Genomic DNA, 20,683 nt, shown 5'->3' with positions numbered 1-20,683 from the left:
GCCCGCCGTCCGAGGAACATGACGGCGGGCCGTACGAGCGGGCCGGGTCGGGTTCAGGCCGCGGTTCGGGAGCGGATCCCGCCCGCCTCCCGACCCTCCACGTCACGGTGAATGGGCGTCCCCGAACCGGTCAGCGGAACCCCTGTCCCGCCCCGCCGCGCCGCGACGATCTCGGCCGCGATGGACAGCGCGGTCTCCTCGGGGGTACGAGCGCCGAGGTCGAGACCGATCGGTGAGCGCAGACGCGCCAACTCGCCTTCGCCGACGCCGACTTCGCGCAGACGCCGGTTGCGGTCCTCATGGGTGCGGCGCGACCCCATCGCGCCGACGAACGCGACCGGCAGCCGCAGGGCCGTCTCCAACAGGGGAACGTCGAACTTGGCGTCATGAGTGAGCACGCACAGGACGGTTCGTTCGTCGGTCGCGGTGCGCCGGAGGTAGCGGTGCGGCCAGTCGACCACGATCTCGTCGGCCTCGGGGAAGCGGACACGGGTGGCGAAGACCGGCCGGGCGTCGCACACGGTCACGTGGTAGCCGAGGAACTTGCCCGCCCGGACGAGCGCCGTCGCGAAGTCCACGGCCCCGAAGACGATCATCCGGGGCGGTGGCACCCTCGACTCGACGAACAGTGCCACGCCGCCCGGGCAGCGCGATCCGTCCTCCGCGATCTCGACGGTGCCGGTGCGGCCGGAGTCCAGCATCGCGCGGGCCTCCGCCGCCGCCGTCCGGTCCAGTTCCGGATGTCCGTCGAGGCTTCCCTCGTACGACCCGTCGGGATGGACGAGCAGCGCCCTGCCGAGGAGTTCACCCGGCCCCCGGGCCACCCGGGCCAGTGCCGCCGCCTCTCCTCGGTGCGCGGCCGACACCGCGGCCCGGAACACCGGTGCGTCCGCGCGCACCGGCGTGACCAGGACCTCGATGACGCCGCCGCAGGTGAGTCCCACGGCGAAGGCGTCCTCGTCGCCGTATCCGAACCGTTCGCGTACGGTGCGGCCGTCCTGGAGCGCCTGGACGCACAGGTCGTACACCGCCCCTTCCACGCAACCGCCGGAGACGGAACCGATGGCGGTCCCCTGACCGTCGACCGCCAGGGCGGCGCCTGGATCGCGCGGCGCGCTGCCCCCGACGGACACGACGGTGGCGACGGCGAAGTCCCGGCCCTCCTCGAACCAGCGGTTCAACTCCTCAGCCATGTCAAGCACTACGGGCTCCCTCCGCCGTCCGGCGCCGGGCCTCATCCGCCGCACGCAGGACCCGGTCCGGACGGATCGGCAGGTGCCGGTGGCGTACGCCGGTCGCGTGCCACACCGCGTTGGCGATGGCGGCGGCGACGCCCACGACGCCGATCTCGCCGATGCCCTTGATCCCGATCGGGTCGCCCGGGACGGGGTCGTCCACCCAGTCCGCCTCGATGAACGGCACGTCGGCGTGTGCGGCGAAGTGATAACCGGCGAGGTCGGCACCGACATGACCGCCGGAGGCCTGGTCCCTGACCGCCTCCTCGTGCAGAGCCATGGACAGCCCCCAGGTCATTCCGCCGATGAGCTGGCCGCGGGCCGTGAGCGGGTTGACGATGGTGCCCGCGGCGTAGATGCCCAGCAGCCGCCGTACGCGCACCTCACCGGTGGTCACGTCCACCGCGACCTCGGCGAACTGCGCCCCGAAGGAGTGCCGTTCCTTCTTCGCGAGGGCGCCGATGGCCTCGGCCGTGTTCGAGCGGGCGGTGATCCCCTCCGGCGGAATGCCGCCGCCCAGGGCCAGCCGCTCCCGCAGTTCGTCCGCCGCGATCGTCACCGCCCAGGCCCAGGAGCGCGTGCCCATCGAACCGCCGGCGATCATGGCCGGGCCGAGATCGCTGTCCGCGAGGCGCACCCGGATACGGTCCGGATCCACCGTCAGCGCGTCGGCGGCGACCAAGGCGATCGCGGTCCGCGCCCCGGTGCCGATGTCCGTCGCGTTGATCCGTACGGTGAAGGTGCCGTCCGCCTCCGCGGTCACGGCCGCCGTCGACGGGCGGGCTCCCGAGGGATAGGTGGCCGCCGCGGTTCCGGTCCCGAGCAGCCAGCGCCCCTCACGGCGCAGACCGGGACGCGGATCGCGGTCCGCCCAGCCGAATCTGCGGGCGCCCTCCTCGAAGCAGGCGAGCACATTGCGGCTGCTGAACGGCAGCCCGGACACGGGACCCGTCTCCGGCTCGTTGCGCGCACGCAGCGCGATCGGGTCCAGGCCGCACTTCTCGGCCAGTTCGTCCAGGGCGGATTCGAGGGCGAAGGAGCCCGGCGCCTCGCCCGGTGCGCGCATCCAGGACGGGGTCGGCACGTCGAGCCGTACGAGCCGGTGCAGCGTGCGATGCGCGTCGGCGTCGTACATCACGCGTCCCAGCACCGCGCTCGACTCGATGAACTCGTGCACGGTCGACGTAAGGCTCAGTGCCTGGTGGTCGAACGCCCGCAGCCGGCCGTCGGCGTCGGCGCCGAGCCTCATCCGCTGCGCCGTGGGACTGCGGAAGCCGACCAGCGAGAACAGCTGACGGCGGGTCAGTACGACACGGACCGGGCGATGGAGGAGGGTCGTGGCCATCACCGCGGCCACTTGGTGCGGGGTGAGCCCCTTCGATCCGAAGCCGCCGCCGACGTGTTCGGACCGCACCCGTACGGAGGCCGGATCGAGCGAGAAGAGATATGCCAGCTCGGTCGCCACCCAGGTACTGCCCTGGTTGGAGTCGACGACGTCGAGCCGGCCGCCGTCCCAGCGAGCCGTCGCCGCGTGCGGCTCCATGGGGTTGTGGTGCTCCTCGGGAGTGGTGTACTCCTCGTCCACGACGACAGCGGACGCGCCGAGTTGGGCGTCCATGTCCCCCTTCTCCGTCTCGGCCTGGACCAGCGGGTTGTCGTCCGGCGTGTACACATCGGAACGTCCGGCGAAGAACGCGACGTCGTGCGGCTCCTCGTCGTAGCGCACCACCAGTGCCTCGGCGGCCTCCCTGGCCTGCTCGGACGTCTCGGCCACGACCAACGCCACCGGCCATCCCACGAAGGGGACACGGTCGTGCTGGAAGAGCGCGAGGACCGGGTTCGGCCGCCCGAACAGGCCCATGTAGTCGGTGTCGACGCGCGGCGCGTTCCCGTGGTGCAGCACGGTGAGGACGCCGGGCATCGCCAGGACGGGGGAGTCCTCGACGGAGCGGATACGGCCACGGGCCACGGTCGACAACACCAGCCAGCCATGGGCGAGTTCGGCGAAGGGGATCTCACCGGAGTAGCGGGCCGCCCCGGTGACCTTGTCATGGCCCTCCACCCGGGTGTGGGCGGAGCCCACGGCTCCCGTCACGGCGGAGATACCGGCACTCGTGGTCGGTGCCGTCGGTGTGATCGGCGTGGTCGGCGGGGTCATCGGGTCGCCCCCTCGGAGAGTTCGGTCAGCACGGCCACCACGAGGTTGCGCGTCAACGTCACCTTGTATCCGTTCTCGGGAAGCGCCTCGGCGGCCTCCAGCTCGGCATCCGCGGCGGCGGCGAACGCCTCCGCGCTCGCCGGGCCGCCGATCAGCGCCCGCTCGGCCGTACGGGCCCGCCACGGCCGGGACGCGACCGCCCCGAACGCCAGGCGCACTTCCCGTACGACACCGTCCCGGACGTCGAGCGCGGCGGCGATCGAGCCGATCGCGAACGCGTACGAGGCGCGCTCGCGCACCTTCCGGTAGCGCGAGTCGGCGGCGACCGGGGCAGGCGGCAGCGTGACGCCGGTGATCAGCGCGCCGGAGGGGAGGGCGGTCTCGATGTGCGGGGTGTCGCCCACGGGCGAATAGAACTCGGCGATCGGCAACTCTCCCGGCCCGTCCGCCGTTTCGTACGCTATGACGGCGTCGAAGGCGGTGAGCGCGACGGCCATGTCCGAGGGATGGGTGGCGACGCAGTGCTCGGAGGCGCCGAGGATCGCGTGATTGTGGTGCTCACCCGCGAGGGCGGGGCAACCGCTGCCCGGAGCACGCTTGTTGCACGGTTTGCTGAGGTCGGTGAAGTAGCCGCAGCGGGTCCGCTGGAGCAGATTCCCGCCGACCGTGGCCATGTTGCGCAGCTGTCCCGAGGCACCGGCCAGGACGGCCTGTGCCAACGCCGGGTAGTGACGCCGTACGTCGGGGTGGGCCGCGAGATCGCTGTTGGTGACGGTCGCGCCGATGCGCACTCCGCCGTCCTGTGTGAACTCGATTCCGTCGAGGGGGAGTTCGCGTACGTCGATGAGCAGCGCGGGCCTTTCCACACCGGACTTCATCAGGTCGATGAGGTTGGTGCCGCCGCCGAGGAAGCGGGCCTCGGGAGCGGCGCCGAGCAGGGCGACCGCGCCGGAGACGTCGACGGCACGCTCGTAACCGAATTCCCTCATGCCGCCGCCTCCTTGACCTCGGTCCCGACCGCTGCCGCGTCGGCCTCGGCGGCCTCCTCCGCCGCCCGCGCGACCGCCCGCACGATCGACACGTAGGCGCCACAGCGGCACAGATTGCCGCTCATCCGCTCGCGTATCTCCTCGGCGGTGAGCGCGGGCACTCCCGCTTCGGGCCGGATGTCGTCCGTCACGGCGCTCGGCCAGCCCGCCGCGTGCTCCTCGATCACCGCCAGCGCCGAACAGATCTGCCCCGGTGTGCAGTAACCGCACTGATAGCCGTCGAGGTCGAGGAAGGCCTGCTGCACCGGGTGCAGCCGCTCACCGTCGGCCACGCCCTCGATGGTGGTGATCGCGCGCCCCTCGGCCGCGACCGCGAGCTGGAGGCAGGAAACCGCCCGGCGTCCGTCGAGCAGCACCGTACAGGCGCCGCATTGGCCCTGATCGCATCCCTTCTTGGTGCCGGTCAGTTCAAGATGCTCACGCAGGGCGTCGAGAAGAGTGGTGCGATGGTCGACGGGCAGCGTGTACTTTTCGCCATTGATGTTCAGAGTGATGGCGCTGGACGTCGATGGGGCCATGATCAGCCTTCTTTCGCATTGCTGATACGCGTCGTCGAACGAGACGATCCCGGTGGACGGTCCGGGAGGGAGGGGCATGGGTCGGCCACACTGGCCGAAGGTGCCGCTATGGTGAATCTAAGCGGACAACTGTCCGTTACTCATCGAACCTAACGGACAGCTGTCCGGTTAGCAAGGTCGGCTTGATCGTTGTTCCGGGAGCCCCGGAAGACCTGGCTTGATGCCGGAAGGAGGACAAGTGCGGCCGGAAGAGGGACGGGCGCGGGAAGAGGCGGCACTGCGTTCGGACGCGCAACGCAACCGCCGGCGCATTCTGGAAGTCGCGCTGGTCGAGCTGACGCGCGCCGCGGACGCCCCGCTGAGCACGATCGCGAAGAAGGCGTGCGTCGGGCAGGGGACGTTCTACCGCAACTTCCCCAACCGCGAGGCCCTTGTCCTGGAGGTCTACCGCTACGAGATGCAGCAGGTCGCCGACACCGCCGCCCAGCTCCTGCGGACCCGCGCGCCCGACCGGGCCCTGCGGGAGTGGATGGATCGCCTGGCCCAGTACGCGATGGCCAAGGCGGGCCTGGCCGCCGCGCTGCGCAAGGCCACCAGTGACCACGGCGGCCTGGCTCAGCTGGGGCACGGCCCGGTGACCCGGGCGGTCACGCTGCTGCTGCGCGCGAACGAGGAGGCCGGCACGATCCGCCCGGGGCTGACCCCCGACGACTTCGTGCTCGCCATCGCCGGGCTCTGGCAGCTCGACCCGCACAGTGATTGGCAGCCGCGCGCGACGCGACTCCTGGACCTCGTGATGGACGGACTGCGGGCGGGCGCGTCCGGAGCGGACGGGCCCCATCGGGGGCGGTAGGTCCGGGGCCCCGTCGGAACCACGCGCCGCGCCGTCGCGTCTGTCGGGGGCATGAGCGAAAGAACCACGTCAGGTATCACTCGTATCGACCCGGAGACCCGGGTCGCCGCCGGATGCATCCTCGCCGGCCTCGGCGCGACGACCGCGGCGCTCGTGTGGGCGCCGCGGGCCGCCTTCAGTATCGACGGTGGATTCGAGGGCCACGCCCGTGACTTGAGTGTCCTCTTCGTCGATCTGCCGCTGATCGTGCTCGGGGGCGCTCTGGTTCCGCTCATCGCCTGGGCGCTGACCACGAGATGGGTGCGCCGTCCCTGGGTCGCCGCGCTCGTGGCCGTGGCCGCGCTCGCGCTCGGGGTGTGGGGCCTCACCGAGTGGTGGACCCCCCGCCGGCAGCCGGACCCCGGTTACGGACCCGGCATCTGACGACCGGAGTTGAGGCCCGGGGAGGGCGTCCGGAAGCGGTCGATATCGGCACCGATCAATGATCAATACATCGACGGGTTACCATATGAGCGCCGCCTAGCTCGAAAGATAAGATCTGTGACTGTCGCTGAGGAATCGTTCACCAACTGGAAGCACCGCGAGGAGATCGCGGAGGCGATGATCCCGATCATCGGGAAGCTGCACCGGGAGCGGGACATCACAGTCCTCCTCCACAGCCGCTCCCTGGTGAACAAGTCGGTGGTCAGCATCCTCAAGACCCACCGGTTCGCCCGGCAGATCGACGGCGAGGAACTTTCGGTCACGCAGACGCTCCCGTTCCTGCGCGCTCTCACCACACTCGATCTCGGCCCCTCGCAGATCGACATCGGCATGCTCGCCGCGACGTACCAGGCCGACGACCGTGGTCTCTCGGAGGAGGAGTTCACCGCCGAGGCCGTCGCGGGCGCGACGGGTGACAACAAGATCGAGTGCCGCGCGCCGCGCGATGTCGTCCTCTACGGTTTCGGCCGCATCGGCCGCCTTCTCGCCCGTCTGCTCATCGAGAAGACCGGCTCCGGCAACGGCCTGCGGCTGCGCGCCATCGTCGTACGCAGGGGAGCCGGCCAGGACCTCGTCAAGCGCGCCTCGCTGCTGCGCCGTGACTCCGTCCACGGCCAGTTCCAGGGCACGATCACGGTCGACGAGGCCAACAACAAGATCATCGCCAACGGCAACGAGATCCGGGTGATCTACTCCGACGACCCGACGTCGGTGGACTACACGGCGTACGGCATCAAGGACGCCATCCTCATCGACAACACCGGCAGGTGGCGCGACCGCGAGGGTCTGTCGAAGCATCTCCGCCCGGGCATCGACAAGGTCGTGCTGACCGCACCCGGCAAGGGCGATGTCCCCAACGTCGTCCATGGCGTCAACCACGACGCGATCTCGTCGGATGAGCGGATCCTGTCCTGCGCGTCCTGCACCACCAACGCGATCGTCCCGCCGCTGAAGGCGATGGCGGACGAATACGGCGTCCTGCGCGGTCACGTGGAGACCGTCCACTCGTTCACCAACGACCAGAACCTGCTGGACAATTACCATCAGTCCGACCGCCGCGGCCGGTCGGCGCCTCTCAATATGGTCATCACCGAGACGGGCGCCGCCTCCGCGGTCGCCAAGGCGCTGCCGGACCTCGACGCACGGATCACCGGCAGCTCCATCCGCGTCCCGGTGCCGGACGTCTCCATCGCGATCCTCAGCCTGCGACTCGCACGCGAGACCAACCGCGAGGAAGTCCTCGACTATCTGCGCAACGTGTCGCTGAGCTCTCCGCTCAAGCGTCAGATCGACTTCATCAGCGCCCCCGACGCGGTCTCCAGCGACTTCATCGGCTCGCGCCATGCCTCGATCGTCGACGCCGGTGCCACCAAGGTCGACGGCGACAACGCGATCCTCTACCTCTGGTACGACAACGAGTTCGGCTACTCCTGCCAGGTCATCCGTGTCGTCCAGCACGTATCCGGGGTGGAGTACCCGACCTACCCGGCCCCGGCTGTCTGATCCCGAGGGCTCTCACCGCCGCAGCGCGCGGGCGCACCAGCCGATGACCACGGCGTTCACCAGGGCGCCGAGACCGATCGCGATGAAGATCATGGAGGTGTGGTCCGGCAGTACGATCACGATCAGACTGACCGGAGCGGTGGCGATCAGCGGCACCACCCCGGCGAACGAAGCGTCGGGGTTGTCGCCGAGACTCACCACAACGGCCCAGACGCTCAGGACCGCGCATACGGCGAGGTAGACGCGGGCGAGAACGCTGCCGAGCGCCTGGCGCACGATGCGCGGGACCGGGTGCGTCGACTCGGAGTCGGAGTCGGTCATGACGGTGTTCTCCTCGTGTGCGCTGCTCATGGCCTCAACGTGCTGTCGATGGTGGGAGGTTGCGGACGGCCGGTGGGCGTCACCTGTGTGTGCCGGGTGGGGTCACACGGGCGAGACCCAGGTCGTACGCGAGGATGGTCGCCTGTACTCGGTCGCGTACCCCGAGTTTGCGCAGCAACGCGTTCACATGGGACTTGACGGTCCCGACGGTGATGTCGAGTTCGGCCGCGATCTCCGCGTTGTTCAGTCCGGAGGCGACCAGGGTGAGGACGAAGCGCTCTCGTGCGGTCAGCCGGTCCAGGCTCGCCGCCGTCTTCCCGGCCATCGGCCCGGCGGGCCGTTCGGCGGCGTAGTGGCCGATGAGCCGGCGGGTGGCGGACGGGGCGAGGACGCTCTCCCCACCGGCCACGACCCGGATGCCGTGCAGCAGTTCGGCCGCCTGTACGTCCTTGAGGAGAAAACCGGACGCACCGGCGCGCAGCGTTTCGAAGACATACGCGTCGAGGTCGAACGTGGTCAGTACGAGGACGCGCGGCGGATTGTCGCGCCCGGTGATGATCCGGGTGGCGGTGATGCCGTCGAGTCCGGGCATCCGTACGTCCATGACGATCACGTCCGGCGCGAGCTGTTCGGCGAGGCTCACCGCGGCGGCGCCGTCGCCTGCCTCACCGACGACGGTCATGTCCGGCTCGGCGTCGATGACGGCCGCGAAGCCCGCCCTGACGACTGTCTGGTCGTCGACCACCAACACGGTGAGGGTCATGGGGCTTCCTTCCGGGGTGTGGCCCCGTCACTCGGGACGGTGCTCAGGGGCAGACGCAACAGGACCGTGTCCGGTCGTTCGACGGTGAGGGTGCCCCCGAGGGCGGCGGCCCGTGTCACCAGCTGTCGGTGTGCCGCGAGGCGGGTGGCGTGGGACACACCGGTCGCGGTCAGGGTCAGTTCGTGGTCGGCGGCGTCGAGGACGAGTTCCGCGGGTTCGTCGCCGCCCGCCTGGAGAATGGTCTCGGCGGCCCGGTAGGCGGCGATGTCCACCTCCGGGGGCAGCCGCTCGGGCACGCGGTCGGAGAGTCGCACCTCCACCTGGCGCCCGGTGGCCCGGCACTGGCCGACGAGCAGGTCGAGGGCCTGGAGCGTGGGCTGCGGCCGGAGTTCGGCGTGCTGCTCCCCGGCACGGACCGTTTCGAGCAGGGACCGCATGGCGGCCAAGGCGGCGCGGGCCCGTTCCGCGGTCTGCGCGAGCCGGCCCGCCTCCGCCTCCTCGACCACTTCGGCCGTGCGTGCCAGCACGGTGGTCTCCAGCCCGATGGTGATGCGGCGGCGCTCGGCCCAGGCGTCCCGGACCGCCTCCTCCGTCCAGGCCGCGAGACGGCCCTGGTCCGTGTCGCGGACGGCTCGTCGGCGCTTCCCGTACCAGGCGCCGATGGACCGGGCGAGGACGGTCGCCGACGCGGCCATGGCGATCGCGGCCCCGGCGACCGCCCAGACGGGAGAGGTGACACCACGGGCCAGTACGGCGGCGATCACCGCGACCGCGTGCACGGCGGCGGCCACCACCGGTACGGCCCGGCGAGGTACGGACCGGCGAGGCTCGGCCCGACGAGGCACGGCCACGTTTCCGGCGCGGCGAGGCACTGTCACCGTCCCGTTCGGATCGGGCCGGCGCGCGGCGGGCCGCGCACGGGTGCGCCCGGCGGGGGAGAGGCCGGACCCGGAGGCACCGGCCGCCATCATGGCGAGCGCCACGCAGGTGGCGAGCGCGCTCAGACCCGGCGGCAGAAGCACCGGCCCCGTGTACCCGCTGACGGACATCGCCACCGGCCAGAGTCCGGCGAGGACCAGCAGCACACCCAGCGCGGTCCGTGGAGCCTGCCGCAACCACAGCAGTGTGAGCACCTGCGCCGTGGCGAGCAGCGCGAAGAGCGCGCCGGCGGAGACCCCCGGGCCGGCAGGCGTCGCGCTCTCCCGAACGACCAGGAGCGGCAGCAGCGGCTGGAGGCACAACCCCGCGGCGGCGATGAGCTGAGCGAAGCGGTAGGCGCGTGGAACGGACGGGGCCGACGCTGCCGCGTTCCGCCCCGGCAGGACCGCGTGCACCTCCCACCCTCCGTCCGGTGTCGGCCCGCTGGTGAGCGTGCCGCCCACCTCCCGTGCCCGGCCGCGCAGGAAGTTCTGGCCGTTCCCGCCCCCGAGCCCTTCGCCGCGCGGTGGAGTGGTGCCGGACGTGTCCGGCGGAGCGTTGCGCACCACGATGTCCGTGTGGGTGTCGCCGTAGGCGCAGCGCACGGTGGTGGGCGCGCCGGAGGCGTGGCGAACCGCATTGGTCAGCGCCTCGCGGACAATGCCGTACGCGGCGTCGCCGACAGAGCCGTCCGGAAGCGCCTCGGTCTCATAGGCCACCGGCTGCCCGAGGGCACGGAAACCGGCCACGAGTTCGCGCAGCCGCTCCTCCGGCGCCGGAAGGTCTTCCGGTGTGGGCGTCGGGGCCCGCACCGCGCTCAGCGCGCGGGTCACCTCACGGCCGGTCTCGGCGGCGAACCGCACCGCCTGATCGGCCAGCTCGGGCCGGCGCTCGCGCAGCCCGAGCGCCGCCTCGACCGTCACGACCACCGCCGTCAGATGGTGCGCGCTGACGTCGTGCAACTCCCTTTCCATCCGGCGTCGTTCCGCCGCCGGAAGCCGGTGCCGCTCGTCCTCCGCCCGGTGCAGACGCCGTTCGGCGGCCTGCCGAGCCGCCCGTACCCGCCGCAGGAACAGCCCCGTACCGGTGGCGGTCGCGTAGAGCAGCGTGGTGAGGACGAGGTCGAGGCCCTGGCCGCCGCCGAGCCCGTGCAGGCTGAGGCCGTGTACGAGCTGCCAGGCCGCGAGCGTCGCCACGCACAGCAGCGCCGTGAAGGTGTCCCGCTCAGTGGCCACCGTGCACAGGGCCAGCGCCACACCAGCGGTACCGAGCACAGCCACCGCGCCCACGGGCAGCGGTCCCGCGCCGACCGCACAGGCGGCGGCGACCAGGATGAGGACGGGTACCGGGCGGGTACGGCGCACCGTGAGCGCGACGGCCACCGGACCGCCCACCAGGGCGGCCGCGAGGAGGTGCGCGGCCGTCGGGGTCGCACCACGCGACAGCGCGTACCCCGGCCACACGGCGGCCTGGGCGCCGAGCAGCAGGACCGGGAGAAACCGGTGGTCAGTTCGTTCCATGATGGGCCTCACGCTACGGTCACCCGCGCACCGTGGGCATCGGGCCTCAGGACGATCACGCCCTCCAACCAGAGATAGAGACGGCCCCGTCAGCGGGGAGCGTCGGCGATCTGTACGCGGTCGCTGTCGTGGTCGGAAAGGAACGAGGCCAACTCCCGCCCCTCTTCGGCCACGGCGGTGCGGTCGGCCGGGCGGAACGGGCGCAGCGGGGTGACCACCACCGTGCCGGCCGCGACGGTCCAGGTCGCGGCCACCCGGCCGTCGACCAGGACAACGCGGGCGCCGGTGACGGACAGGCCGCGGTGGGCGTCGTCGATGATCCGGCCGCGGTCGTGGTAGCCGAGGATCGCGTTGTCGAACGCCGGCAGGAACCGCACCGGGGCGGGGGTGTCGGGGTCGGGGCGCGGCGCGTCGGGGAGGTCGAGCAGCTCCCGGCCCCGCTCGTCACGGAAGGTCACCAGCTCCTCGCGTACCGCGGCGACCGCGGCCGGCAGTCCGGTGAGGCCGCACCAGGCGCGCAGGTCGGCCGAGGCCGCCGGGCCGAACGCGGCCAGGTAGCGCCGTACCAGCGCCTGGCCCACAGGATCGGAGCCGTCCGGGGACGGCGGATCGATCTCGCGACCCAGCCAGGACGCGAGCAGCACATTGCGCACCCCTCCCTTGGTCCGCCAGAGCCCGCGCGGCGGCAGCTGCGCCACCGGGACGAGGGCCGCGATCAGCATCTCGCCCAGTGGCCGCGTCCCCGGCGTCGGCCAGCGGTCGGCGAGCGCTCGCGCGAGCTCGGTCATCGAGCGGGGCTCGCCGTCGGCCATGACCGCCCGGCCCGCCGCGGACAGCTCGCCGAGGTCTATCCCGTCGAGCTCGCGACGGTAGGTCCCCAGCACCCGCTGGCGCAGCATGGTGTCGTGGCGGGCGCGCCAGGCCAGGGCGTCGTCGGCGGTGACGAGATGGACGGTGCGGCGCATGAGATGGGTCCGCACCACACGCCGCCCGGTCAGCAGATCCGACAGCACCGACGGGTCGAACGCACGCAACCGTGACCAGAGCCCGACGAACGGTTCCTGGGGTTCCTGCGCTTGCAGACCGCCGAGGTGCGCGACGGCGTCGAGGACCGGTACGTCGGCGCGATCGAGCAGCAGCTGCCGGGCCAGCGTCGCGCGGTTGAGCGCCCGGGTGTCGAGAACGGTCATCGGACCACGTCCGCGGCGCGCTGCCGGCCGGTATTACCGGCCTGTCCGACCATCGGGCCGACCAGACGGGAGGGGGCGACCTGAATACCGGTCCGCCCCGGTTCGCGCATTCTCACGGTGACGCCGTTCCCTTCGCGTTCGTACATGTTCGTACCTGTTTCGTCCACACCTTGAGGCCGGGACCGGACGGCGGGCGGATGGCCGCCGCCCGGTCCCGGCCGGAATCCGTCGCGGGTCAGGTCGACTTCCGGCCGTCGAGCGTCTCGCGCAGGATGTCCGCGTGCCCGGCGTGCTGGGCGGTCTCGGCGATGAGGTGCATCAGCACCCCGCGCACACTGAGCACGGCTCCCGGCTCGTTCCAGGGCGCCTCGGCCAGCGGGTGCGTCGTTGACAGGTCGGGCACGGTGGTGGCGATCTCCTCGGTCCGGGCGGCGACCTCCTCGTACCGCGCGATGATCCCGGCCAGCGTCTCGCCGGGCAGCATCCGGAAGTCGTTCCGGTGGTCGATCGCCCACTGCGGGAACTCGCGTGCGGTGCCGGCCGCGATATCGCCCCAACTGACACCGTCGGGCAGGTCGTAGCGCATCGCCGACGGGCCCTCGACCGCGAAGCGCGCCCAGCCCTCCTCCATGGACGCGACATGCTTGATCAGCCCGCCCAGGCACAGCTCGCTGACCGTGGGGCGCTCGCCGGCCTGTTCGTCGCTGAGCCCGCGCACCGTGTTGATCAGGGCGGATCGCGCGGTCGCGAGGGCGGCGAGCAGGTCGGTCCGCTCGGCGTCGACGAGGGAGCCGGGTGTGGTCGTGGGGGTCACGATGATCAGGTCCTTCCGGTGGTTCTCGGTGCTGTTCTCGTTGTCTCGCACGAGACAACAGTCGCAGGAGAAGCGGACAGGATGTGTCCGCCTCTCGGGGCAATATGGAGTCATGCCGAAAACCTCAGCGCGACTGCTCGCCCTGCTCTCGCTGCTCCAGGCGCGCCGGGACTGGCCCGGGGCGCTGCTGGCCGAGCGGCTGGAGATCAGCCCCCGCACCGTACGCCGCGATGTCGACCGCCTGCGCGAACTCGGCTATCCCATCGTGGCGTTCAAGGGGCCCGACGGTGGCTACCGGCTCGACGCCGGCACGGAGCTGCCCCCGTTGCTGTTCGACGACGAGCAGGCCGTCGCCCTCGCCGTCGCACTCCAGATCGCCACGACCGCCGGTGCCGGCATCGAGGAGGCCGCGGTACGCGCGCTGAACACCGTCCGGCAGGTCATGCCCGCCCGGCTGCGCCATCGCATCGACACCCTCCGGGTCACCGCCGTCGAGCGGCCCGCGGGCCGGGACACCCCGCAGGTCGACAGCGGTGTGCTGATGACGCTCAGCGCCGCCGTCCACGCCCGCGAGGTGCTGCGCTTCGACTACACCCCCGCGGCCCCTCCGGGAACCACCGAGGACGACCGCCGCGAACCCGCGACGCGCCGGGTGCAACCCCATCACCTCGTCACCTGGGGAGGGCGCTGGTACCTCGTCGCGTGGGACCTCGACCGCGAGGACTGGCGCACCTTCCGCGTGGACCGGATCACCCCGCGTACCCCCACGGGGCCCCGCTTCACCCCGCGTGAACTGCCCGGAGGCAGCGTGGCGGCCTTCGTGACCGCCAGATTCCGGGGCTCAGACGGCTCGGGCCACTGGCCCTGCCGCGGCGAGGTGATCCTCGCCCTGCCTGCCGCGGCCGTGGCTCCCTACACCGCCGACGGCGTCGTCGAGGAACTCGGCCAGGACCGCTGCCGGCTCGTGCTGGGCTCATGGTCATGGGCCGGCCTGGCCGCCACCATCGGCAGGTTCGACGCCGACATCGAGGTCGTCGGCCCCGCCGAGCTCAAGGACGCCTTCGCGCGTCTGGCCCGCCGCTACGCCGACGCCGCGACCTGAGACCGTGTGCCGGGCGGACGCCCTCGCCTTCCAGGCGGCAGCCGTCGGCACCGCGGTGTCCCCGGACTCATCCGGGTGGTTTCACGCGCGAGCGATACCGTTCTCGGACATCGGCGCCACACACTGATGAACCATGCGCCAGTCAAGATCCTCCACCACCCATGTCAGCCGCCGGCGGTTGCTGTCCGTCTCCGGTGCCCTGGCGCTGACCGCCGCCTGCGGCTCCAACACCGGCCGGGGCGGGGGAGCGGGCGGTGGTCCGGCGCTCGATCACTGGTATCACCAATACGGCGAGGCCGGCACCGAACAGGCGGTGCGGCGCTACGCGTCCGCGTACCGGAGGGCGCGGGTCAACGTCCAGTGGCGGCCCGGGAATTACGACCAGCAGACGGCCGCGGCACTGCTGACCAAGAGCGCGCCGGACGTCTTCGAGGGCCGGCCGACCCTCGATCAGATCCGGGGAGGACAGGTCGCCGATCTGACCGGTCTGCTGACGGGCGTCCGGGACGACTTCCATCCCGCGGTGCTCGCCCCCAAGACGTATCAGGGCAAGGTCTACGGCATCCCGCAGGTCATCGACACGCAGGCGCTCCACTACCGCAAGAGCCTGCTGGACAAGGCCGGTGTCCGGCCGCCTCGCACCCTTGACGAACTGATCGACGCCGCGAAGGCGTTGACGACGAAGCACGTCAAGGGCCTCTTCCTCGGCAACGACGGCGGCGCCGGTGTCCTCGGTGCCACCCCGCTGCGCGCCGCCGGCCTGGAACCGGTCACCTCCGACGGAGAAGTCGGCTTCGACGACCCGCTGGCCGCCCGGACCCTGGGCAAACTGCACCGGTTCCACGCCGACGGCTCCCTCCTGCTCGGCGCTCCCACCGACTGGTCCGACCCGTCCGCGTTCGTCCAGGGGCTGACCGCCATGCAGTGGACGGGACTGTGGGCCCTGCCGCGGATCCAGCAGGCGCTCGGCGACGACTTCGGCGTCCTGCCCTTCCCCGAGGACGGCCCCCAGGGCAGGCCGTCGGTCCCGGTCGGCGCCTATGGCGCGGCCGTCCACGCGCACAGCCGCCATATCGACGCGGCGAAGGACTACGTGAAGTGGCTGTGGGTCGAACGCACCGACTATCAGCAGGACTTCGCGCTCTCCTACGGCTTCCACATCCCCGCCCGGCTCTCGCTGGCGAAGAAGGCGGCCGCACTCGCCGAGGGCCCCGCGGCCGACGCCGTTCGGTTCACGACCGACTACGGATACGCGGAGCCTCTGCTGTGGACCGACCGGAGCCTGACCGCCTTCCAGGACGCGCTGAGCCGGATCATCGTCGACGGCGCCGACCCGGCCGCACAGCTCAGACCGGTCATCGCCACGACCAGGGCCGAGTTGAAGCGGGTACGGTCATAGTCGCCCCGGCAACTCACCGCAGCGGCACGTCACTTGGGCGGCGGCTGCGCGGACCCCAGAACCGCTGGGTATGGTTCTGGGTCTTCGTCGGCCCCTTCGCCGCCGGGCTCGCCTTCTTCACCTACGTACCCCTGGTATGGAGCGTGTGGCTGAGCTTCTTCGACGCCCACAACACGGTGACGCCGACCGAGTTCGTGGGCTTGGACAACTACACCGAGATCCTCGGTGACCCCTCCTTCATCTCCAGCCTCACCACCTTCGCCGTCTTCTCCCTCTTCATCGTCCCGGCGACGTACGCCCTCTCCCTCGCGCTCGCGCTGATGGTGCACCGGCTGCGCTTCGCCCAGGCGTTCTTCCGGTCCGTCTTCTTCCTGCCGACCGCATGCTCCTACGTCGCCGCCGCGATCATCTGGAAACTCTCGATCTTCAACGGGGTGCGGTACGGGCTGGCGAACACGGTGCTCGGCTGGTTCGACGGCTCCGGCATCGCCTGGCTCTCGACCACCCGACCGCCCTGGTACTGGCTGGTCATCGTGACCGCCCGACTGTGGCTCCAGTCCGGCTTCTCCATGGTGATCCTGCTGGCCGGGCTCCAGCGCATCCCACCCACGCTCTACGAGGCCGCCGCGGTCGACGGCGCCCGCCCCGGCTGGCAGGTCTTCCGGCACATCACGTTCCCGCAACTGCGCGCGACCTCCGTCGCCGTCGTCCTGCTCCTGGTGGTCAACGCCTTCCAGGCCTTCGACGAGTTCTACAACCTGCTGTCCACGGCGAGCGGTTACCCGCCGTACGCCAGACCGCCCCTGGTCTACCTGTACTACGCCGCGCTGGGCCAAGGGCAGAACCTGGGACTCGGCAGCGCGGGCGCCGTGATCCTGGCACTGATCATCGCCGCCGTGACGGTGACGCAGGCGCGCTGGTCCGGCCTCGGACGCCGGGAGGACTGACCCGTGCGACGACACCCCACGAGCCGACCGGCGGCGTACTCGACGAGCCGGGCCCTCGCCCGCCGGCGGTTCGCCCGCGGACTGCGGCTCATCCCGCTCATCGCGCTCGCCGGGCTCTTCCTCGTCCCGTTCTACCTGCTGCTGCGCAATGGACTGGCCACCGAGGCGGACATCACCGGGCCCGAGTGGACGTTCTTCCCGGACAGCCTGCACTGGGGGAACCTCCGGGAGCTGTTCGACGACAGCAGTGTGCCCATGTCGCGCGCCCTGTGGAACTCGGCCGTGATCGCCGTTCTCACCACCGTCGGCACGCTGGTGCTCGCCTCGCTCGCCGGGTACGGCCTGGCCCGTATCGAATACCCCTACGCGAACCACGTCTTCTACGCGTTCCTGGTCACCCTCATGGTCCCGTCGGCCGTCACCTTCGTCCCGAGCTTCGTCCTGGTCTCCGCGCTCGGCTGGATCTCCACCCTGCGGGGACTGATCATCCCGACTCTCTTCAGCGCCTTGGCGGTCTTCCTCTTCCGCCAGTACTTCCTCGGCTTCCCCCGTGAGCTGGAGGACGCCGCCAGGGTGGACGGGCTCGGCCACTGGCGTACGTTCTGGCGGATCGTCGTGCCCAACACACGGCCGGTCTTCGCCGCCGTCGGCGCGATCGTCTTCATCGGCTCCTGGAACTCCTTTCTGTGGCCGCTGGTGATCGGCCAGGACCGCGACGCCTGGACCGTCCAGGTCGCACTCGCCACGTTCACCACGGCCCAGACCGTCAACCTCCACGAGCTCTTCATCGCCGCCGCCGTGTCGATCCTGCCCCTCCTGGTGGTCTTCCTCGTGCTGCAACGCCATATCGTCGCGGGCGCGGAGCGCTCCGGTATCGATGACTGACGCCGGAGGCAGCGGAAGTCACCGACCCGGGGAAGCCGTCATTCCAGGCATCCGGCCGTCGGGAGAGGGCCCGCGATCCGGGGAGGGCCCTCGACGAGGTCACGCAGCTGGGAGCGGGCGGTGATACCCAGTTTGGGGAAGCTGCGGTAGAGGTGCGAGCCGACCGTGCGCGGGGAGAGGAACAGCCTCTCACCGATCTCGCGGTTGGTCAGCCCACGGGCGGCGAGCCCGATGATCTGCCGCTGCTGCGGCGAGAGTTCGGCCAGCGCCCCGGGGACCGAGTCCGTGATGTCGAGGCCCGCGGCACGCGATTCGGCCCGCGCGCGCTCCATCCAGGGGCGCGCCCCCAGGCGACGGAAGGTTTCCAGGGCCTCCGTCAGCGGCGCTCGCGCCTCCGTGACGCGCCGCCGGCGCCGCAGCCACTCGGCGAGGTCCAGCAGGGTCTGGGCGCGTTCGAAGGGCCAGCGCTCCAGAACCGGGTCCGCCAGGGCCGCGCGGAAGTGCGGCTCGGCGTCCTGGGGGTCCGCGAGCAGCCCACGCGCGCGGTTGATCAGCGCGCGCAGACGAGGGGAGGCGTTGTCCCCGAGCGCCTGTGCGGAACGCTCGACGATCGCCGCCGCCTCCTCGCGGTGGCCGGCGCGCACCGCGGCGGCGGCCAGATCGGCGAGGGCCGGGTAGGACGCGTGGTAGTGCACGGGTGCGCCATCCGCCGTGAAGACCATGCGCAGTTGGTCGTACGCGGTCTCGTGGTCGCCTGCCGCGATCGCCGCGGCGCCGAGCGCGCGACGGGCGCGGACGGACACCGAACGGCTCTCCAGCGGATCGATCAGGGCGAACGCGTCGGCGGCTCGCGACCGGGCCGCCGACACGTCGCCCTGGAAGGCCAGTACGGTGGCGTCCGCGGAGGCCGCACACGCCACGGCATGGTCGAGGCCGCTTGTCGAACCGACCGCGGTGGTGCGGGCGCAGACCTCGCGGGCCTGTCCCCACTTTCCTCGCTCCACATAGGCCCAGGCGACCGCCCCGCCCAGACCCTCCGGCAGCGGTCCGCGCGACTCCCAGCGGTCGAAGGCCGCCTCGGCGGCGCGGACGGCCCTCGGCGTCTCGTCCAGGAGCCACGCCATGATCGCGAGGCTGGTGAGCCGGCCGGGACGGCGCTCCGCCTCGGCCGCCAACCCGGGGAGCAGGGAGACGAGTTCGGCTCGGTCGTCGAAGGGATCCGTGACGGCTCTCACCCAGGCGCGCGACCAGGCGTGTGCGGCGTTCTCGGGAAGGCGCCGCAGGAGAGCCTGGATGCGCCCGCGCCCCGTGTCCTCTCCGGAGTAGTAGCGGACCACGGCGGCGGTGGCCAGCAGGTCCAGAGCGGCGGCGGGCCGCGTGGGCGCCAACCGTTCTGCGGCGTCGGCCAGTCGGGAGAAGACCACGGAGTGGCGCACGGTCAGCGCCGCCAGCCGTCCGGCCTGCACCGCCGCCGAGGCCAGCAGCGACGCGTCGTCGGTGCGCGCGTGTGCCGCGGCGGCCAGCTCCTCCACCCAGGCGAGGTCGCCGGTGAACACGGCCGCCGCGGCGGCTTCGACCAGCAGCCGGGCGCTGTCCTCACGTCGGGGTGCCAGTTCGGCGGCGCGTTGCAGGGCCTTGGCCGCCGCCGCGTAGCCGCCGCGACGGCGGGCCCGGTCCGCGGTCCGCTCCAGCTCCGCCGATACGGCCGCGTCCGGGCCGGGGGAGGCGGCGGCGAGATGCCAGGCACGCCGGTCGGGTTCGTCCCGCAGCAGCTCGGCGAGTACGAGGTGAGCCTCGCGCCGCGCGTCACCGGACTCGGCGTGATAGACGGCGGACCGGACCAGCGGGTGGCGGAAGCGTACGTCCCGACCGGTGCGCCGGACCAGCCCGGCCCGCTCGGCCGGGGGCCATGCGTCGTCCTCGGCGGGCGGCAGCCCGGCGGAGACGGCGATCGCGGAGTCGACGCTGTCCATGGCGGCCAGGAGCAGCAGCGCCCGTGTGGTGGCGGCGGGGAGACCGCTCAGGCGGGCGGCGAAGATCCGCTCCAGGTGCTCGGTGAGCGGGAGCGGACCCGCGTCCGACGGCCGCACCGCCGTGCCGTGTGCGGCGGCCGACCGCGTCAGCTCGGCCAGTGCCAGCGGGTTGCCGCCGGCCTGGTCCAGGATCCGGGTCCTGATCCGGCCGGTGGGGCTCCCCGGCCGGCGGTCCAGCAGCCGGTTGGCCGCGGCGCTGTCGAGCGGTCCGAGGGCGAGCGTCGGTACGTGCCGGTCGAATCCGGGGAGATGATCGCCGGCGCGCGCTCCGATCAGCACCGTGACCCGTTCATCCCGCAGTCGTCTGGCGGCGAAGGACAGCGCGTCGAGGGAGGCGCGGTCACACCACTGCGCGTCGTCCACCACCACGAGCACGGGGGCCCGGTCGCCCAGTGCGGAGAGCAGGCTCAGGACGGCGACCCCGATGAGCATCGGGTCGGGTGCCGTCGTGGCCGACCCCTCGCCGAAGGCGTCGCGCAGCGCCGTACGCTGCCGCTCGGGCAGCCCGTCCCGCTCGGCCCGCACCGGCCGCAGCAGTTGATGCAGCGCGGAGAACGCGAGGTTCGACTCCGACTCGCTCCCGTCGGCGCGCAGTACGCGTGCGCCTCCCGCTCCGGCCCGGAGCGCCGCGGAGTCCAGCAGCGCGCTCTTCCCCGTACCCACCTCACCCACGAGCACCAGAAGCCGGTCGGCCGACGCCGGGTCCACCGCACGGAAGAGACGAGTCAGCTCCGCGTCCCGGCCGACGATCCGCGTCCCCGTGTCCGGCTCCGCTCGCGCGGCCGCACCGGTATTCCCCGCGTACTCGTCGTCCACAGAAATCTCCGGGAATCATGGCTCCCGTTCGGAGCCGCCGTAGCGTGCCCCACCCAGGCTACAAGCGGCGGGGCGGGCGCCCGGAGCGTGTGCGCGCGGGTGCAGTCATATGACGGATACCGCCGGCGTCGGCGGCGCCCTTACGGTTCCGGGAAATCCCCTGAATTCTCAAGGAC

General features: G+C 71.8%; 17 protein-coding genes. 7 read left to right on the top strand and 10 right to left on the bottom strand.

The genetic code is table 11. The annotated features are described in order from the left end of the window. Nucleotides 1–53: 53 nt before the first annotated feature. Genes M1203_RS12840 through M1203_RS12825 form a run of 4 tightly spaced genes read right to left on the bottom strand, consistent with a single transcriptional unit; the run spans nt 54 to nt 4,960 of the window. Complete coding sequence (locus M1203_RS12840) at nt 54–1,202, bottom strand: XdhC/CoxI family protein (protein ID WP_249949761.1); 1,149 nt, start codon at nt 1,200–1,202, stop codon at nt 54–56. Next, nucleotides 1,195–3,393 carry a xanthine dehydrogenase family protein molybdopterin-binding subunit gene (locus tag M1203_RS12835; protein ID WP_249949760.1) on the bottom strand — a complete coding sequence of 733 codons (2,199 nt, stop codon included), beginning with the start codon at nt 3,391–3,393 and terminating at the stop codon, nt 1,195–1,197. Before M1203_RS12835 ends, M1203_RS12840 begins: the two co-directional genes overlap by 8 nt. Beyond that, the gene (locus M1203_RS12830; RefSeq protein WP_249949759.1) at nt 3,390–4,382 is read right to left on the bottom strand and encodes a xanthine dehydrogenase family protein subunit M; all 993 of its coding nucleotides are present in this window, start codon (nt 4,380–4,382) and stop codon (nt 3,390–3,392) included. Before M1203_RS12830 ends, M1203_RS12835 begins: the two co-directional genes overlap by 4 nt. After that, nucleotides 4,379–4,960 carry a 2Fe-2S iron-sulfur cluster-binding protein gene (locus M1203_RS12825; protein ID WP_249949758.1) on the bottom strand — a complete coding sequence of 194 codons (582 nt, stop codon included), beginning with the start codon at nt 4,958–4,960 and terminating at the stop codon, nt 4,379–4,381. Before M1203_RS12825 ends, M1203_RS12830 begins: the two co-directional genes overlap by 4 nt. Nucleotides 4,961–5,180: 220 nt before the next feature. Between M1203_RS12825 and M1203_RS12820 the strand changes: the two genes are divergently transcribed. The 3 genes from M1203_RS12820 (at nt 5,181) to M1203_RS12810 (ending at nt 7,799) form a co-directional block, all read left to right on the top strand. Continuing rightward, nucleotides 5,181–5,813, top strand: a complete 633-nt coding sequence (locus M1203_RS12820) for a TetR/AcrR family transcriptional regulator (protein ID WP_249949757.1) — start codon at nt 5,181–5,183, stop codon at nt 5,811–5,813. A 51-nt stretch (nt 5,814–5,864) separates the two neighbouring features. Continuing rightward, entirely contained in the window at nt 5,865–6,236 is a 372-nt protein-coding gene (locus M1203_RS12815; RefSeq protein ID WP_249949756.1) for a hypothetical protein, read from the top strand. Between the two features lie 117 nt (nt 6,237–6,353). Continuing rightward, nucleotides 6,354–7,799 (top strand): glyceraldehyde-3-phosphate dehydrogenase, encoded by a 1,446-nt coding sequence (locus tag M1203_RS12810; RefSeq protein WP_249949755.1) that lies wholly within the window; start codon nt 6,354–6,356, stop codon nt 7,797–7,799. Between the two features lie 12 nt (nt 7,800–7,811). On the opposite strand, the gene M1203_RS12805 is transcribed toward M1203_RS12810, so the two are convergent. The 5 genes from M1203_RS12805 to M1203_RS12785 all read right to left on the bottom strand — a co-directional run bounded on the left by M1203_RS12805 (nt 7,812) and on the right by M1203_RS12785 (nt 13,325). Continuing rightward, a complete protein-coding gene (locus M1203_RS12805; protein ID WP_249949754.1) occupies nt 7,812–8,150 on the bottom strand; it encodes an SCO4225 family membrane protein in 339 nt (112 codons plus the stop codon). Nucleotides 8,151–8,199: 49 nt separating this feature from the next. Then, entirely contained in the window at nt 8,200–8,883 is a 684-nt protein-coding gene (locus M1203_RS12800; RefSeq protein WP_249949753.1) for a response regulator transcription factor, read from the bottom strand. Further along, the gene (locus M1203_RS12795) at nt 8,880–11,321 is read right to left on the bottom strand and encodes a histidine kinase (protein WP_249949752.1); all 2,442 of its coding nucleotides are present in this window, start codon (nt 11,319–11,321) and stop codon (nt 8,880–8,882) included. Before M1203_RS12795 ends, M1203_RS12800 begins: the two co-directional genes overlap by 4 nt. Before the next feature lie 89 nt (nt 11,322–11,410). Next, on the bottom strand, nt 11,411–12,511 hold the full coding sequence (locus tag M1203_RS12790) for a winged helix DNA-binding domain-containing protein (protein WP_249949751.1): 1,101 nt from the start codon (nt 12,509–12,511) through the stop codon (nt 11,411–11,413). Nucleotides 12,512–12,746: 235 nt separating this feature from the next. Then, the gene (locus M1203_RS12785; RefSeq protein WP_249950027.1) at nt 12,747–13,325 is read right to left on the bottom strand and encodes a DinB family protein; all 579 of its coding nucleotides are present in this window, start codon (nt 13,323–13,325) and stop codon (nt 12,747–12,749) included. Between the two features lie 112 nt (nt 13,326–13,437). On the opposite strand from M1203_RS12785, the gene M1203_RS12780 reads away from it, so the two are divergent. The 4 genes from M1203_RS12780 (at nt 13,438) to M1203_RS12765 (ending at nt 17,658) form a co-directional block, all read left to right on the top strand. Then, nucleotides 13,438–14,427: a YafY family protein gene (locus M1203_RS12780; protein WP_249949750.1), complete on the top strand. Its 990-nt coding sequence runs from the start codon at nt 13,438–13,440 to the stop codon at nt 14,425–14,427. Between the two features lie 133 nt (nt 14,428–14,560). Next, entirely contained in the window at nt 14,561–15,826 is a 1,266-nt protein-coding gene (locus tag M1203_RS12775) for an ABC transporter substrate-binding protein (protein ID WP_249949749.1), read from the top strand. Beyond that, nucleotides 15,823–16,773, top strand: a complete 951-nt coding sequence (locus M1203_RS12770; RefSeq protein ID WP_249950026.1) for a carbohydrate ABC transporter permease — start codon at nt 15,823–15,825, stop codon at nt 16,771–16,773. Before M1203_RS12775 ends, M1203_RS12770 begins: the two co-directional genes overlap by 4 nt. 81 nt (nt 16,774–16,854) lie before the next feature. Next, nucleotides 16,855–17,658: a carbohydrate ABC transporter permease gene (locus M1203_RS12765; protein ID WP_249950025.1), complete on the top strand. Its 804-nt coding sequence runs from the start codon at nt 16,855–16,857 to the stop codon at nt 17,656–17,658. A 38-nt stretch (nt 17,659–17,696) separates the two neighbouring features. Here M1203_RS12765 and M1203_RS12760 read toward each other — a convergent pair whose 3' ends face one another. Further along, the gene (locus M1203_RS12760) at nt 17,697–20,507 is read right to left on the bottom strand and encodes an AAA family ATPase (RefSeq protein ID WP_249949748.1); all 2,811 of its coding nucleotides are present in this window, start codon (nt 20,505–20,507) and stop codon (nt 17,697–17,699) included. Nucleotides 20,508–20,683 lie beyond the last annotated feature (176 nt).

The organism is Streptomyces sp. 35G-GA-8, assembly GCF_023534745.1.
In the GTDB taxonomy this organism is placed as follows: Bacteria; Actinomycetota; Actinomycetes; order Streptomycetales; family Streptomycetaceae; genus Streptomyces.
Note: the sequence above shows the minus strand (reverse complement) of the source record. Positions and strands in the feature narration are given on the sequence as shown.